The sequence below is a fragment of the Holdemania sp. 1001302B_160321_E10 genome, from assembly GCF_015552275.1.
Lineage (GTDB): Bacteria > Bacillota_I > Bacilli_A > Erysipelotrichales > Erysipelotrichaceae > Holdemania.
The window spans coordinates 116,228-131,628 of record NZ_JADNEM010000006.1 but is presented as its reverse complement, the minus strand read 5'-3'; the positions used below and the strand labels follow the sequence as shown (position 1 = coordinate 131,628).

The following is a 15,401-nucleotide window of genomic DNA, read 5'->3' as shown; positions in this document are numbered from 1 at the left end:
CAGTGAAGGAGAGCAACGATGGATATTAAACAGCTGATCACATTTCGGACCTTAGCCCAGGAAAAAAACTACATGAAGACCTCGGAGAAATTGAGCTATGCGCCCTCAACCCTGGCCAAGCACATTCGTTCGTTAGAGGATGAATTGCAGGTTCAGTTGGTGGAATACCGCAATGGAAAAATTGAGCTGACCTATGATGGGAAGCGGTTTATGCGCTACGCTGATGAGATGCTCAGTGTGTATTTCAAATTGCAGTATGAATTTGATCAGACGAAATCAGCGATCGGCACGATCCGGGTCGCAGGGGGCGAGCTGATGGTCGGTTTCGCATTCGGCGATTTCTTCGCGGCGGTGGAAAAGACGCAGCCGGAGCTGACGCTGCAGGTCAACGCGATCTGCTGCGCACGGGTGCCGGAATGGCTGAATCAGAACGAGGTGGACATCGGGTTTGTTCAGATGCTCAATACTCAGGAAAGCGAAGGGCAGCAGATCGTTCCGCTGTTTCAGGAACGGCTGTGTTTAATGACGTCGCCGAATCACCGGCTGGCGCAGCAGGAGGAAGTGCATCTTGGCGATTTGAACCGGGAGAATTTCTCCTATACCTATGAGGACTGCTGTTTCACCGACGAGTTCCGCCGGTGTCTGACCCAAAATGGCGCACGCCCGGCCTCGGAGTTATTTTTAGGCAGTATCCATGCCGTTATCAACACCGCCAAGGATGATAATCGGATCTGCCTGATTCCTTATGTCTGCGTGCCGAAAGTGCGGCAGATGGGACTGGTGCAGCTGAACTGGGTCGATCCGTTTGTTATTTACGACGTGATTCTGATTCAGAAAGGCGTCTACCGCAGCACCGGCATTAACAATTTGATCGAACAGGCCAAGGCGTATGCGGCGCAGGTGAAGAAAAATCCGGAGACCTCGCAGATCCAGCTGCTTTAAGCGGTTTGACGCTTCATGCATCCTGACGACAAGCTTTAAACTTTGATATTAAAGAAAGATCCTGCAGCGGGGATCTTTCTTTATAGCGGCGGTTCAATTTTCATTCTTTAAAGGCAGCGGAAAACGAGAATCAGATCGGATAAAAAATTCTGAAAATTCTACAAAATATGAATCGTTGATTGGAAATTAAGTTGAATAGGTCTATAATGAAAGCAACATAAGGGATAAAGAAGAGGGGGACTCAAAGCTATGACACAGACGAAACGCCTGAACAAACAAGAGCTTCGCCGCATCAATCTCCGCTGGATCTGGAATTCTCAGATTGGATGGAACTACGAACGCATGCAAGGATTGGGCTATTTGACAACCATGCTTCCGCTGATTGAAAAGCTGTATGGGGACCAGCCGGCGCTGAAGAAAAAAGCGCTGCAGGCGCATTCTGTCTTCTTCAACACCACGCCGGCCATGGGGGATATCATCGTCGGAATGAACGTTGCGATTGAGGAAGAAATGCAGGAAAACGGCGCGGGTATCGACGTCGCGTCTTCGATGAAGACTGCGCTGATGGGACCGTTCGCCGGTGTTGGGGATACGATTTTCAGCATGATTCCGGGCGCGGTGTTCGGCTCGATCGCGGCGACCATGGCCAAGGAAGGCAGCGTCGTCGGCATCATGATCTGGGAAATCTGGCTGATCGGCGTCCTGCTGTTGCGGTTCAAGTTGTACGACATTGGTTATCAACAGGGGGCTAAAATCGTCAATACGCTTTCCGGGATTAAAGAAACGATTACAGCTTCAGCGTCGGTGCTGGGGTTGACCGTGGTCGGCGGCATGATCGCCACGATGGTGAAATTCCCGCTGAAAACGCTGACGGTCAGTCTGGGCACAGATCCGAAGACCGGAGAAATGCTGCTGCAGGAATTCCCGCTTCAGAAATACATGGATTCAATTATGCCGGGGTTGATGCCGGCGTTGTTCGCAGTATTGTGCTACTGGATGCTGGGAAAGAAATGGATGAATTCCAACCGCCTGATTATCACGGTGTTGGTGCTGGCGATCGTGCTGGCGTCGTTGGGGATTGTAGAAGTATAAACTGAATTATAATAAAGGAATTGGCCTGACATTATTGAATGTCAGGCTTTTTTTCGGGATTAATCCGAAAATAAGCTTCTTTCAATTAGGAAGAAGCTGCTAAGTGGCTGAAGGCGCATCCCAGTCCTGCGGAACAGGGCAGGTCAAACAGAACAGGTCAATACAAAAACGATCCGGCAGAGAAAGCCGGATCGTTGATTAGAAAGCGTTTAACGCAGATACAATTCGTAATATTCGTCATAGGTCAGACCGGAATCATGCACCTTGGTCGCCAGCTCGACGCCCAGGTAGCGATAATGCCAGGCTTCATAGTTGTAACCGGTGATCGTTTCCTTCCCTTCCGGATAACGCAGGATCCAGCCGAAGCGGTGCGCGTTCTGCTGCATCCATTGGAACGCCTCGGTATCGGCGAATTTGGACAGCTGCGCGCCGGTGGCGGCCATGTCGACGGTCAATCCCGTCTGATGCTCGGAGAAACCCGGGCGGGCTGAAATTGAATCCGCCCACTCCTGACCTTTGGAATTGACGTAGCCGTTGTACAGATCGACCTGATACTGGTAATCGCGGTAAGAGGAGGAGGCATACATCTTCGGCTTGCCGCCGCCGTTCAGCTCGTCGCACATCGCGGCCAGAGCGTCCGCTGCTTCCTGGCGCAGGTAACAATCCTTCGCGGCATAGGTCAGGCTTAACGGCACCAGATCATCCGGAGCGTAGTTTTCACCGAGGTAATAGCGCTTGTTCACGATCATGCTGACATCCTTCGCGTCGGAAGCCGACGTGCTGTCATACCAGTGGACGTAATTGCCGCTCAGCTCAAAATGATTCTCGCTGTTGACGTCGCGATGATCGGTGCAGTCCTGGATATAAGCGTCGACATCGCTGACATAATCAAACACCAATAACGGCGTGATCTCCCAGAAATTCAACTTCTCAAACAATTTCAGACAGGAGTCCTCGGGATAATTCCGGGCCCGTAGGCGGTCGTAAAGCCGCGTGTCGTCCTCGCTCAGCGAATCGGTCACCAGATACAGCCGCAGATAATCCTTGTTAAAGTTTTCAGATGCCAGCGCGGCGTTGAGATTGTCGGAATACAGCTTATCATTGAGAATCGTTTTGGTCAGCTTCTGCCGCTTGATCATCGCGATGCTTTCTTTGGAATAGCCCAGGCTTTTCAGCTTGTTATCGGTTGTAATTTTCGGAATGGTCGTGAGAGAGAAGACCAGCACGATCGCCGCGGCGATGCCGATCAAGCCGTAAAGTACGGATTTGCGGATCCGTCTGCGCCGTCTGCGCTTAACCCTGCGCTTTTTCACGGGTGGTTTTGTTGCCATGATCAAAAACTCCTTTCATTCATTTCAGGACGGATAAAATAAATTCCATGGAACGCTGTTTGGCGGAGGACAGGTAAACGTCATCGTTTCCTGTGTTACCGGATGACGCAGCGTCAGCGATACCGCCCACAGCGCGATCTGCTGCCCGGGACGAGCCTGCGGATTGTAGCGCTGATCGCCCCACAAGGGGGTGCGGCGGCTGGCAAACTGCACGCGGATCTGATGCGGCCGGCCGGTTTCCAACTGGATCTCAGCCAGCGTCAGTCCATCTTTTTCACCCTGAATTTGATAGCTTAGAATCGCTTCTTTGGCTTTCGGCGTGTTGGGGGCGGCCGTGCGCACAGTATTGGTCTTTTCATTTTTAATCAGCCAGTCTTTCAACGTCGCTGAAGCGGCGTGAGGACGCCCGCATAAAACGGCTTGGTAGGTTTTCTTCAAGCCGCGGGTGCGGACCTGATCGCTGAGCCGCGAAGCAGCTTTGGAGGTTTTGGCAAACACCATGACCCCGCCGACCGGGCGATCCAGCCGATGAACTAAACCGAGGTAGACGTTGCCCGGTTTCTGATACCGCTCTTTTAAGTCCTGCTTTAATAGTGTTAAGAGATCCGGATCCCGGCTGTCGTCGGCCTGCACTGCCATGTTGACGGGCTTGACGACGACCAGCAGGTGATTATCCTCATAAAGAATTTTGAACTTCATCGTCTTCGTCGCTCCACGCGCCGTAAATTCCGCACGGCAGGATCATGTGATCCTGAGTGATCGGCAGCCCGACTTCCCCGGCGAACACATAACCATTCGGATGACAGCGCAGCACGGTTGTGCGCAGAATATTTTCCAGAACGATGGAGGAAAAACCGGTCGTATAGGAATTGACGAGCAGAAACAGCGCGTCGTTGTCCAGAATCTCCAGGCAGGCGTTCACTAATTCGTTGATCTGATCCTCCAGCTTCCACACTTCGCCATTCGGCCCCCGGCCATAGGACGGCGGATCCATCAGAATGCCCTGATAGGTATGACCGCGGCGCTTTTCGCGCGCGACAAATTTCAGGACGTCGTCAACGATAAAGCGGATTGTACGGTTTTCCAGATGGGACAGCGCCATGTTTTCCTTGGCCCATTGAACCATGCCCTTGCTGGCATCGACATGCACGACTTCATCGGCCCCGGCGCTGGCGCACGCCATCGTCGCTCCGCCGGTGTAGGCGAACAGGTTCAGGATCCGGACCGGCCGGCCGGCGGCTTTGGCTTTGCGGATTTTACTCTGCATCCAATCCCAGTTGACCGCCTGTTCCGGGAACAGTCCGGTATGCTTGAAGCCGGTCGGGGAAACCTTAAAGGTCAGCTCTTTATAGGATACCGTCCAGGTTTGCGGGACGGCCTGTTTGAATTCCCAGCTTCCTCCGCCCCGGTTTGAACGGTGATAATGCGCATGCACGCGATTCCATCCGGCGTGCTCCGTGCGCTTCCAGACCGCTTGGGGATCTGGCCGGCGCAGTATGATATTCTGCCAGCGCTCGAGCTTTTCACCGTCGCCCGCGTCGCAGCATTCGTAATCTTTCCATTGATTTGCAATTCGTTTCATCCTTTTGATTCTCCTTATTTGTACATTATAGCATGGCTTGAAGGGAATCGCGGAGAATGCTGGAAAAATTAAGAAAGTTGAAAAAATAGTTCACCTCCGTGTCAGAGTTTGATAAAATAAAAAGCATCGAGGTGATTGCGATGATGATTCGCTGCAGTGAAAAACATCGGCAGGAATGTCTGGATTATCTGAGGCAAAGCCCGTCGCTGAATTTGTTTTTGATCGGGGACATTGAGAACTATGGATTCAATCAGGGGTTTCAAACTGTTTTTATTGATAAAGATGAATTTGTACATGGCATTTATCTGGTGTATTATCATAACCTGGTGATCGCCAGCGAAGAAAATCGCGTCGACTCGCAGTTTGTCGAACGGCTGGTTCAAGAATATGAAATTCAGGCGATTCAAGGGCGTAAAGAGGTGCTGGATGGGCTGGCGCTGGATGCCTTCAGCCGTGAGGAATGCTTGTTTTGCGAATTGGACGCGCTGACAGCGGAACCGGTATCGGATCCGCAGATCCGCCAGGCCCAGCCGCAGGATGCCCAGCGGATAAAAGGGCTGCTGGAAGAGGTGTTCCAGACGGACAACGAAGCGGCGATGATCGCACACCGGATTGAAACGCGGGAAGGCCGCCATTTCCTGATTGAGCGGGGCGGCCAGGTGATCTGCCAGGCCAACAGCACAGCGGAAACCGCAGAAGCGGCGATGATTGGCGGCGTGGCGACACGCGCGGACTGGCGGCGTCAGGGGTTAGCCAGCGCGGTGATGACGGCGCTGTGCGGACAGTTGCTAAGTGAAGGTAAAAAACCATGCCTGTTCTTCGAAAACGAGGAAGCGGGAAGAATTTACAGCCGGCTGGGCTTTGTGCCGATCGGCCGCTGGACATTGATGCTGCGTCAGAAGGAAGGATCGCGTTGACCTTCCTTTTCCTTTCCGGCGAAGCGATGAAGGCTTAGAATGTTGCGGCAATCTGGGAAAGCCTTAGAGGCGACGCCTTTTAGCCGGAACCCATTCCGCCGGGAAAATGAAAATTCTGAAACCCGCAGCTCGGGGATAGAAATGACTCGCGTTTCATGTATAATATAGAAAGTCTGAATCAACAATTTGAAATTCAGGGATTTTACGGGGAGTTGAATCGAGGCTTTGAGGAAAATTGAATCTCGTGGCTTAAAATAAGGAACGATTTCATGATCCAAGTCCGTGAAAATCAGCTTAAAGAAGAGAAAAGCAGAGGTGGCGAACAATGGTTTTAATTGATATGCTGAATGAAAATCAGAAAAAGGCCGTGCTGACGTCCAGCCAGTATGTCCGGATTATCGCGGGGGCCGGCAGCGGCAAGACGCGCGTGCTGACGATGCGGATCGCGCATTTGATCGAGCAGTGTCATGTCTGGCCGAATAAAATTCTGGCGATCACCTTCACCAACAAGGCCGCCAACGAAATGAAGGAGCGGATCCGGCAGATGCTTCCGGAACAAGGCAACGCCGTGTTCATTTCAACCATTCACTCGCTGTGCGTGCGGATTTTGCGCGAGGATATCCCGGCGATGGGCATGCCCCGCAACTTTACGGTCATGGACGCCGACGATCAGCGCAGCATTCTGAAGGAAGCCTACAAGGAATTCGGTCTGGATAAGCAGACCTATACCTTCGGTTCGTTGCTGGACTACATCGCCAATAACAAAGCCGCTGAGATCAGCCCGGAGCGGGCCTATGTGTTCGCCGGCGATCTGCGCGGGGAAAACGACAAAGCGAAGGTTTATGAATATTACGTCAACCGTCAGCAGGCGATCTACGCGCTGGACTTCGACGATCTGCTTCTGTATACCGTGCGGATGTTCCGCCAGTTTGCGGAAATTCAGGCCAAGTGGGTGCAGCGTTTCCATTATATCCACGTCGACGAGTTCCAGGATATCGACAAGATCCAGTACGATCTGATCCAGCTCTTGGCCGGCAACGACAACTCTGTCTATGTCGTCGGTGATCCGGATCAGACGATTTACACCTGGCGCGGGGCGGACGTCAACATCATCATGAATTTTGAAAAAGATTACCAGCCATGCGAAACCATCGTTCTGAATGAAAACTACCGTTCGACCCCAAGCATCCTGAACGGCGCCAACGCGCTGATTCACAACAACCGCAACCGTGTGGAAAAGGATCTGTTCACAAGCCGTCCGGACAATGGCGCGATCACGCACTATTCCAGTGCCGGGGAAGAATATGAAGCGACCTGGATCGCCTGCAAGATCAACGAGCTGCACAAGCAAGGCCAGCGCTACCGCGACTGCGCGATTCTCTACCGTTCCAACTACCTCTCCCGCGCGCTTGAAAAAGCGATGATCGAACAGCGGATTCCGTATGTGATCTACGGCGGCATCAAGTTCTACGAACGGGCGGAAATCAAGGACGCCCTGTGCTATCTGCGGATGGTGTGCGGCAGCGACGATCTGGCGCTGATGCGGATCATCAACGTTCCGCGGCGGGGGCTGGGCAACAAGACGATGGACACGATCGTGCAACGGGCTCGGGAAACGGGCAAGACGATGTACGAGGTTATCCGCGATGAAAAGGTTGTCAGCGGCAAGGCTCAGACAACCATCGACAACTTTGTTAAAATGGTGGAAAAGTGGAAGAATCTGGCGCCTTCGACACCGATCAGCCGGCTGCTGGAAATGATCCTGCTGGACAGCGGCTACCGCTCGATGCTGGAAGCGGATAAGGAAAATGAGCGGCTGGAAAACCTGAAGGAACTGATCACCGATATTGAAAGCTATACGGTCAATTACCCGGACAGTTCGCTGGAAGAATACCTGCAGCTGGTTTCGCTGTATGGCGATAAAGGCGCGGAGGACGGCGGCGATCACGTCCAGCTGATGACGGTTCACGCGGCGAAGGGACTGGAATTCGATACGGTCTTTGTCTACGGGATGAGCGAAGGGATTTTCCCGAACGACCGCGCGATGCAGGAAAGCCAGCTGAAAGGGCTGGAGGAAGAACGCCGGCTGGCGTACGTCGCCTTCACGCGTGCCCAGAACAAGCTGTATCTGACGGAAAGCTCAGGCTTCAGCTACATTTTAAGCCGGATTAAAGTGCCGTCGCGGTTTATCAAGGAAATCGATCCGCAATATATCGAACACATCGGCGCGACCTTCGATACCGGCAAGCCGAAGGAAATCAAGCTGCACTCCGCGCTGTTTGAGGACGAAGCGCCGTTTGAGGAAAGAATCGCCTCCAAGCCGCGGACGAAGTGGAAGAAGGGCGATCACGTCCGCCATGCCGCTTTCGGCGAGGGCGTCGTGCTGGAATACAGCGAAGGCATGCTGAAAATCGCATTTGCCTTCCCATTCGGCGTGCGTAAGATCATGGCGACTCATCCGTCGATTCAGAAAGCTGAGGAAGTTGAATAATCCTTTCCTCGTGTCAGGCTGAATCGGCAGCTGTAAGGCCTGCGGCAGAACCAAAGCGAAGTCTGAGCGAAGGCCTGAGGTAGAAACCGATGCGGAAGTCTGAGCGAAGGCCTGAGTCGCAGATTCGGGGAAAAGCGAGAATTCCATGGATATTCCAAGGCGGCGTAAGCCGTGTTAGAAGCCGGATTGAACGCAAAAGTCGGATTGAATGCAGAAAAAACAGAAGACCCTCCGCGCTCCCGGAATCAGGGAAACCGGAGGGTATTTCATGCGGTCTTTGGCTCCAAGCTTTTTCTGAGCTTCTATCATGAACCAGAGGCTCTGGGAAACAGGCATTGAGGAGCGCAGCGCGCAGTCGCAGATTTGATCAGTCAAATTCGTTAAGCCCTACAGGTTTGATCGCGGGAGCCCGCTGCGAGGAAGCGGGATGTAAAAGGAAAGTGAAAAGAAGCGGCCTGGGAACGATTAGATTGCGTAAACTTGGTAAAGATGATGAAGAAAACATTTGTTCTTATGCTATAATAAACTGGATATTTCAGGAGGTACAGTGATGAGCGAAGATCGCATTCTCGCGCTGCGCAGGCAGCTGAATCAATATAACTACGAATATCATGTGCTGGACCATCCGACCGTCAGCGATGCGGAGTACGACCAACTGATGCGGGAGCTGATTACCCTTGAACAGCAGCATCCCGAACTGTTCGATCCCAACTCCCCAACCCAGCGCGTCGGCGGTCAGGTGTTGGAAGAATTTAATAAGATTACGCATAAACGTCCGATGCTTTCGTTAGGCGACGTCTTCAACAAGGAAGAACTTTTTGAATTTGCCCGCAAAGCGGAAGCCGAAGTCGGTCCGGTGGAATATTGCTGCGAATGCAAAATCGACGGTCTGGCGATGTCGCTGAATTACCAGGGCGGCCGGTTTCAGTATGCCGTGACCCGCGGCGATGGGGTCGTGGGCGAGGACGTGACACATAACGTCCGCACGATCAAGTCGATTCCAATGGAAATTGATTATGAAGGCGAGCTGGAAGTCCGCGGCGAGGTTTACATGCCGAAGGCCAGCTTTGAACGCTTAAACCAGAAGCGCCGGGAAAACGGCGAGGAAGAATTTGCCAATCCACGCAACGCGGCAGCCGGCTCGATCCGGCAGCTGGACTCAAAAGTTGCGGCTTCCCGCGGTCTGGACGCTTTGTGGTACCATGTCCCGCAGGGGCCGCAGCTGGGACATCATCAGCACTCACAATCGCTCGATTTCATCCACAGCCTGGGCTTCCGGATCAATCCGCTGAACCGGCTGTGCCGCAATATGGAGGAAGTGTGGCAGTTTGTCGAGGATCTGACGTTAATGCGCAGCGATCTGCCGTATGAGATCGACGGCATCGTCATCAAGGTGAACGATTATGAAAAGCAGCAGCAGTTAGGCTTTACGGCGAAAACCCCAAAGTGGGCGATCGCGTATAAATTCCCGGCAGAGGAAGCGGTGACGCGGCTGGAAAACATCTTCGTCACAGTTGGCCGGACTGGCAAGATCACGCCGAACGCACAGCTGACGCCGGTGCGTCTGGCAGGGACAAGTGTTGGGTTCGCGCAGCTGCACGACGAAGATATGATTAGGGATAAGGATATCCGGATCGGCGATTACGTTGTTGTCCACAAGGCCGGCGATATTATCCCGGAAATTGTCGCGAGCGTGCCGGAAAAACGCGACGGCTCGCAAGTGCCGTATGTTTTTCCAAAGGTTTGTCCGGTCTGCGGGATGCCGCTTGTCCGTTATCCTGACGAAGCCCATCACTTCTGCATCAACAACGACTGTCCGGCGCGGGTTGTCGAGTCGATCGCTCACTTCTGCAGCCGCGACGCGATGAATATCGACGGACTGGGCGTCAAACGCGTGGAGCTGTTTCATTCCCAGGGATGGCTGAACACCGTCGAGGATATTTACAACCTGAAGGATCATTACGACGAAATTCTCGAAACCCCGAAAATGGGGAAGAAGAGCGCCGATAACCTGCTGGAGGCGATTGAGAACTCGAAGCAGAATTCACTGGAGAAGCTGTTGTACGGTTTAGGCATCCGCCAGATCGGCGAGAAGGCCGCGAAGATTCTGGCCTACCGGTTTGAAACGATGCAGGCCCTGATGCAGGCAACCTATGAAGAACTGGAAGAAATCAAGGACATCGGCGCGATCACCGCTCAGACTGTGCTGGACTTCTTCCATGATGAAGCCAACCAGCATTTGATCGAAGCACTGATCGGCCACGGTTTGAATATGATTTGTCTGAAAGAGGAACAGGTGGAAACGATCTTCACTGGCAAGACGGTCGTACTGACCGGCACCCTGGCGACGATGACCCGGCCGGAAGCTCAGGCGCTGCTCGAGCATCTGGGAGCTACGGTGTCCGGCAGCGTTTCCAAGCGCACTGATTTTGTGATCTATGGTGAAAACGCCGGCTCCAAGCTGACGAAAGCCCAGAGCCTGGGGGTCGCGACGATGACGGAAAGCGAATTCATGGAAGAGGTCAACCGCCATGCGGAATAACCGCTGGGGCCTGATTCCGCTGGTTCTCTGCCTGACGCTGAGCCTGGCCGGCTGCTCCCCGAAAGCGCCGGAGGAAACCGGCGACGGCACGGTGATCAGCAGCTATTCCTCGGACGATTACCAGACGCTGCTGCCTCACGAACTGTCCGAAGGCCGGTATTGGCGGGGCAACACGAACAGCCGCTTTGATTTGATGCAGATGCCGAAAGAGCTGATCGAATTAAGCAAGCAGCACTTTCCGGTCAAGGACAATTATCTGCAGGCCGGACAGATCTTGAAATATGAGGATATCCAGGAGCTGCAGCGCTACGAAAGCAGCGATCACTCCTATGGACTCAATCCCAGCGGCAACTTTGAGATCAGCGATGCGATTATTCTGGAACGCCCCTACATCGTTTATGGCATCGTTGAGATTGATTTCATCGCGAAGGAAGACCAGAAAACGCTCAACGGTATTTCGGTCGGTATTCTGATGAACAGCTCTGTGACCAGCGGCGACAGCACCGTGGAAATCCCGCAGGACAAGCTGTATACCTACGCCAGCACGATCGGCCGCAAACTGGAACGCTACTTCCGCAACAAAGCCGAAGTCGACGCTGATCTGCCGATCTATATCACGTTTTACAGTTCAAATTCAACCAGTTCCAGCGTCCCGGGAGCATTCATCGGTCAGGGGCTGTTTACCAGCCGCAGCGGCCAGTTCACGCCGATTGAGGAACAATGGGTGCTGATCCCGAGCGATCAGGCGACAGCGCTGGACGGCGTGTTGTCGTCCCAATTCAGCACGGTCAAGGCCGGCGTCAAGGATTTCATGCCGGAAAATGTCAATATCATCGGTAAGGCCCGCTACACCAACGACACGGCGGACTATCTCAAGATCACCGTGACCGTTCAGGCCAAGAGCTACACGGAGATCTACTCGCTGATGCAGCTGCTTAACGAGCTGTCGGCCAATTTCTCCAGCACGGATATGGAGCTGATCATCGAGATCAAGCAGCTGGAAGAAACCGTGATGATTCTGCACCGCGAAAAAGGCACGATGAAAACCACGGTGCTGGATATTAGCTGACCACCGCTTTGAGAGTGCAGCCATTGACAAGCCAGCTTAGGGAAAGCAAAGCCGGAACGTCCTGATCGCAAGAAAAGAAGTACTTGAAAAGAAGAAACAACGGAAAAGAAGAAGCAACTAAAAGAAGAAGCACTTGAGAAGAAGAAGCACTTGAAAAGAAGAAACAACTAAAAGAAGAAGCAAAGAAGGAGAAGAAGGATGGAAGAAATCAAAGATCCCGCTTATTTTAAAGAATTAGCGCACCGGTTGATGTTCGATCTCAGCGACGCGGAAGCCGCCGATATCGCGGCCGAATTCGAAACGCTGAATAAACAGCTGAGACTGCTGGAGAGCATCGACACGACGGGGGTGGAACCGATGGTCTACCCGTTTGAAACACCGACGAGTTATCTGCGCGAGGATGTCGTCGATCATGTGATCAGTCGTGAAGACGCGCTGGCCAACGCGCCGAAAGTCAGAGAATGCCACATTGTGGTTCCGAAGGTGGTGAAGTAAAATGGCAACGATGAGTGAATTAAAAGCGACGACGACCGCCCGCGAACGGGTGGAAGCGGCTGTGGCCAAAGCACAGGCTTCCCAGCCGCGGCTCAATGCGGTGGTGACGTTTGTCGACGTTGAAGATCAGCTGGCGGCGCTGAATACAATTCCGGACGGACCGTTTTACGGCATGCCGGTGGTCTTAAAGGATAACGTCTGTACCCGCGGCGTCCGCACGACCGCTTCCAGCAAGATTCTGGATAACTATGTTCCGGTGTATAACGCGCACATCGTCGACAAGCTGAAGGCAGCCGGCGCTGTGGTGATCGCCAAAGCGTCGATGGACGAGCTGGCGATGGGCGGCACTAATTTAACGGCGGCGACCGGCCCGGTGTATAATCCATATGACCGTACCCGCATGGCGGGCGGCTCCTCCGGCGGCAGCGCAGCGTTAGTCGCGGCGGGTGTCGTTCCGTTTGCGGTCGGCTCCGATACTGGGGATTCTGTGCGCAAGCCTGCGTCGTTCTGCGGTGTTCTGGGCATGAAGCCGACCTATGGCCGGATTTCCCGCTACGGCATCATTCCTTATTCCTCTTCGCTCGATCACGTCGGCTATTTCACGCGCAGCGCGCTGGATGCGGCCGAGGCCTTAAAAGTGCTGGCCGGCCGGGATGATCGCGACATGACCTCGGCTGACAGACCGGCACCGGACTACGCGGCAGCGCTGAACAGCGAGATTAAGGGGCGCCGCGTCGCGGTATTTAAAAACGTGATCGACGCGCTGGCTAATCCGGAAGTGAAAGCCCTGTTTGAAAAGACCGTCGAAGCTTTAAAAGCGAAGGGCGCGGTAGTGGAAGAAGTCAGTCTGCGCGAGGATCTGTTGAAAGCGATCCTGCCGGCCTACTACTTAATCGCCAACTGCGAAGCGACGGCCAATCACTCCAACCTGGACGGCATCCGGTTCGGCGTTCAGCAGCCGGGCAGCAGCATGGAAGAAATCATGATTCAGTCGCGCACCAAGGGCTTTGGCTCCTTGATTCGCAAGCGGTTTGTCATCGGCAGCTACGGTCTGTTTGTCGAAAATCAGGAAAAGCTGTTCCGCCAGGCGCAGCGGGTACGCCGCCTGATCGTCGAGAATGTCGCGGAGGTCATGAAGGATTATGATATTCTGATCGCCCCCGCCAGCAGCGATGTCGCGCCGAAGCTGGACGACCACTCCCGGGACGAATTGTCCGACGGTTATCTGATCGCGGAGAATCACATGGTCATCGGCAACTTTACCGGTTATCCAAGCTGTACGGTGCCGATGGGCTTGATCGAGGGACTGCCGGTCGGCTTAAACATGACGGCGAAGGCCTGGGATGAACAGAGCCTGTTCGACTTTGCGGCGGCGATGGAAGACATCACCGGCCTGAAGGACGCCACAGCGGAGGAAATTGAATAATGGAATACGAAGTCATTATCGGAATTGAAATACATTGTGAGTTAAAGACCAAAACCAAGATGTTCTCCGGCGCTCCGGTATTGTTCGGCGCTCCGGCCAACACCTGCGTTAACGAGATTGATTTAGGCCATCCCGGCACGATGCCGTGTCTGAACAAGCAGGCCGTCGCGATGGCGGTGCAGGCCTGTACGGCGCTGAACATGGAGATCGATCCGCTGGTGCGGTTCGACCGGAAAAACTATTACTATACCGACCTGCCGAAAGGCTTCCAGATCACCCAGCAGTTCTACCCGATCGGCCGTCGCGGCCATGTCGAGATTGAAACGGAAAACGGGCCGAAGATCATCCGGATTGAACGGCTGCACATGGAAGAAGATACAGCGAAGCAGTTCCACTATGACGCCGGTACACTGATCGATTTCAACCGCGCCGGTACACCGCTGGTGGAAATCGTATCGGAACCGGATATCCGCAGCGGCAGAGAAGCGATGGCATATGTCGAAAAGCTCAGACAGACACTGTATTATCTGGGCGTTTCCGACGTCAAGATGGAAGAAGGCTCGATGCGCTGCGACGTCAACATCTCGCTGCGTCCGGTCGGAACTGAGAAATTCGGCGTTAAGACGGAAATTAAAAACCTCAATTCCATCAGCAACGTCCAGAAAGCGGTCGAGTATGAAATTGAACGTCAGACACAGATCTTAAACGAAGGCGGTCAGGTCGTTCAGGAAACCCGCCGTTTCGACGAGGCGTCGCGCACGACGATCTCAATGCGGAAAAAGGAAGGTGCTGTGGATTACAAATATTTCCCGGAACCGAATATTTTCCCGATCCAGCTCGATCCGGAGTGGATTCGTCAGCTGCAGGCCGCGATGCCGGAAATGCCGGAAGTTCGCCAGGCCCGGTATGCCGAGCTGGGGCTGCCGGAAAATGATATCGCGCTGTTAGTCGCAAATAAGGAGTTGGCCGATTATTACGATCAGGTCATGAAGCACACGCAGCACGCCAAGATCGCTGCCAACTGGGTGATCGTCGAGCTGCCGGCCGGATTGACGAAGCTGAACACGAAGCTGGCTGAAAACCCAGTTGCGCCGCAGGCGATGGCTGAGCTGGTCAACATGATCGTCGGCGGAGAAATCTCCGGCAAGCAGGCGAAGATCGTCTTTGAGGAAGTGCTTCAGGGGAAGGATCCGAAGCAGGTCGCTCAGGAAAAAGGCATGAAACAGCTGTCCGATTCCTCCGCGCTGATCGCGCTGATCAATCAGGTTTTGGATGATCAGCCGCAGTCGATCACAGACTATAAAAACGGGAAGGACCGCGCCGTCGGCTTCCTGGTCGGTCAGGTCATGAAAAAGTCCAAAGGCCAGGCCAATCCGGCGATGACCAACAAGCTGATCGTCGAGGAATTGAAGAAAAGAATCTGATTGAAGGGGGACATCCAGGCGTTACTGACGCTTTCGGTGTCCTTTTTCTTACAAAAAACGCAGGGTTCAGGAAATGACTGGTCAAATCCC

12 protein-coding genes are annotated in these 15,401 nt (G+C 53.6%); 9 read left to right on the top strand and 3 right to left on the bottom strand.

Going from position 1 to position 15,401, the window contains the following annotated elements:
* Positions 1–18: 18 nt before the first annotated feature.
* Complete coding sequence (locus tag I2D94_RS05465) at positions 19–942, top strand: LysR family transcriptional regulator (RefSeq protein ID WP_072684864.1); 924 nt, start codon at positions 19–21, stop codon at positions 940–942.
* A gap of 249 nt (positions 943–1,191) precedes the next feature.
* Complete coding sequence (locus I2D94_RS05460) at positions 1,192–2,034, top strand: PTS system mannose/fructose/sorbose family transporter subunit IID (protein ID WP_072684865.1); 843 nt, start codon at positions 1,192–1,194, stop codon at positions 2,032–2,034.
* Between the two features lie 209 nt (positions 2,035–2,243).
* Here I2D94_RS05460 and I2D94_RS05455 read toward each other — a convergent pair whose 3' ends face one another.
* Genes I2D94_RS05455 through I2D94_RS05445 form a run of 3 tightly spaced genes read right to left on the bottom strand, consistent with a single transcriptional unit; the run spans position 2,244 to position 4,947 of the window.
* Entirely contained in the window at positions 2,244–3,365 is a 1,122-nt protein-coding gene (locus I2D94_RS05455; RefSeq protein WP_195395904.1) for a M15 family metallopeptidase, read from the bottom strand.
* A gap of 24 nt (positions 3,366–3,389) precedes the next feature.
* On the bottom strand, positions 3,390–4,064 hold the full coding sequence (locus I2D94_RS05450; protein ID WP_195395903.1) for an RluA family pseudouridine synthase: 675 nt from the start codon (positions 4,062–4,064) through the stop codon (positions 3,390–3,392).
* Positions 4,042–4,947, bottom strand: a complete 906-nt coding sequence (locus tag I2D94_RS05445; RefSeq protein ID WP_195395902.1) for a class I SAM-dependent methyltransferase — start codon at positions 4,945–4,947, stop codon at positions 4,042–4,044. The genes I2D94_RS05450 and I2D94_RS05445 overlap by 23 nt, the downstream gene beginning before the upstream one ends.
* A 140-nt stretch (positions 4,948–5,087) precedes the next feature.
* Between I2D94_RS05445 and I2D94_RS05440 the strand changes: the two genes are divergently transcribed.
* The 7 genes from I2D94_RS05440 to gatB all read left to right on the top strand — a co-directional run bounded on the left by I2D94_RS05440 (position 5,088) and on the right by gatB (position 15,311).
* Positions 5,088–5,864: a GNAT family N-acetyltransferase gene (locus I2D94_RS05440; protein WP_195395901.1), complete on the top strand. Its 777-nt coding sequence runs from the start codon at positions 5,088–5,090 to the stop codon at positions 5,862–5,864.
* 325 nt (positions 5,865–6,189) lie between these two features.
* A complete protein-coding gene (locus tag I2D94_RS05435; protein ID WP_195395900.1) occupies positions 6,190–8,355 on the top strand; it encodes an ATP-dependent helicase in 2,166 nt (721 codons plus the stop codon).
* A gap of 550 nt (positions 8,356–8,905) precedes the next feature.
* Positions 8,906–10,897 carry an NAD-dependent DNA ligase LigA gene (gene ligA, locus I2D94_RS05430; protein WP_195395899.1) on the top strand — a complete coding sequence of 664 codons (1,992 nt, stop codon included), beginning with the start codon at positions 8,906–8,908 and terminating at the stop codon, positions 10,895–10,897.
* Positions 10,887–11,966: a CamS family sex pheromone protein gene (locus I2D94_RS05425; RefSeq protein ID WP_195395898.1), complete on the top strand. Its 1,080-nt coding sequence runs from the start codon at positions 10,887–10,889 to the stop codon at positions 11,964–11,966. Before ligA ends, I2D94_RS05425 begins: the two co-directional genes overlap by 11 nt.
* A gap of 198 nt (positions 11,967–12,164) precedes the next feature.
* On the top strand, positions 12,165–12,461 hold the full coding sequence (gene gatC / locus I2D94_RS05420; RefSeq protein WP_195395897.1) for an Asp-tRNA(Asn)/Glu-tRNA(Gln) amidotransferase subunit GatC: 297 nt from the start codon (positions 12,165–12,167) through the stop codon (positions 12,459–12,461).
* Between the two features lies 1 nt (position 12,462).
* Entirely contained in the window at positions 12,463–13,887 is a 1,425-nt protein-coding gene (locus tag I2D94_RS05415) for an amidase family protein (RefSeq protein ID WP_195395896.1), read from the top strand.
* Positions 13,887–15,311 carry an Asp-tRNA(Asn)/Glu-tRNA(Gln) amidotransferase subunit GatB gene (gene gatB, locus I2D94_RS05410; protein WP_195395895.1) on the top strand — a complete coding sequence of 475 codons (1,425 nt, stop codon included), beginning with the start codon at positions 13,887–13,889 and terminating at the stop codon, positions 15,309–15,311. The genes I2D94_RS05415 and gatB overlap by 1 nt, the downstream gene beginning before the upstream one ends.
* Positions 15,312–15,401 lie beyond the last annotated feature (90 nt).

What these genes read in the sequence shown, in the direction of transcription:
- gatB (WP_195395895.1), top strand. Translation starts at nt 13,887, where the DNA reads ATGGAATACGAAGTCATTATCGGAATTGAAATACATTGTGAGTTAAAG.
- I2D94_RS05435 (WP_195395900.1), top strand. Translation starts at nt 6,190, where the DNA reads ATGGTTTTAATTGATATGCTGAATGAAAATCAGAAAAAGGCCGTGCTG.
- I2D94_RS05465 (WP_072684864.1), top strand. Translation starts at nt 19, where the DNA reads ATGGATATTAAACAGCTGATCACATTTCGGACCTTAGCCCAGGAAAAA.
- I2D94_RS05455 (WP_195395904.1), bottom strand. Translation starts at nt 3,365, where the DNA reads ATGGCAACAAAACCACCCGTGAAAAAGCGCAGGGTTAAGCGCAGACGG.
- I2D94_RS05445 (WP_195395902.1), bottom strand. Translation starts at nt 4,947, where the DNA reads ATGAAACGAATTGCAAATCAATGGAAAGATTACGAATGCTGCGACGCG.
- gatC (WP_195395897.1), top strand. Translation starts at nt 12,165, where the DNA reads ATGGAAGAAATCAAAGATCCCGCTTATTTTAAAGAATTAGCGCACCGG.
- I2D94_RS05415 (WP_195395896.1), top strand. Translation starts at nt 12,463, where the DNA reads ATGGCAACGATGAGTGAATTAAAAGCGACGACGACCGCCCGCGAACGG.
- ligA (WP_195395899.1), top strand. Translation starts at nt 8,906, where the DNA reads ATGAGCGAAGATCGCATTCTCGCGCTGCGCAGGCAGCTGAATCAATAT.
- I2D94_RS05460 (WP_072684865.1), top strand. Translation starts at nt 1,192, where the DNA reads ATGACACAGACGAAACGCCTGAACAAACAAGAGCTTCGCCGCATCAAT.
- I2D94_RS05425 (WP_195395898.1), top strand. Translation starts at nt 10,887, where the DNA reads ATGCGGAATAACCGCTGGGGCCTGATTCCGCTGGTTCTCTGCCTGACG.
- I2D94_RS05450 (WP_195395903.1), bottom strand. Translation starts at nt 4,064, where the DNA reads ATGAAGTTCAAAATTCTTTATGAGGATAATCACCTGCTGGTCGTCGTC.
- I2D94_RS05440 (WP_195395901.1), top strand. Translation starts at nt 5,088, where the DNA reads ATGATGATTCGCTGCAGTGAAAAACATCGGCAGGAATGTCTGGATTAT.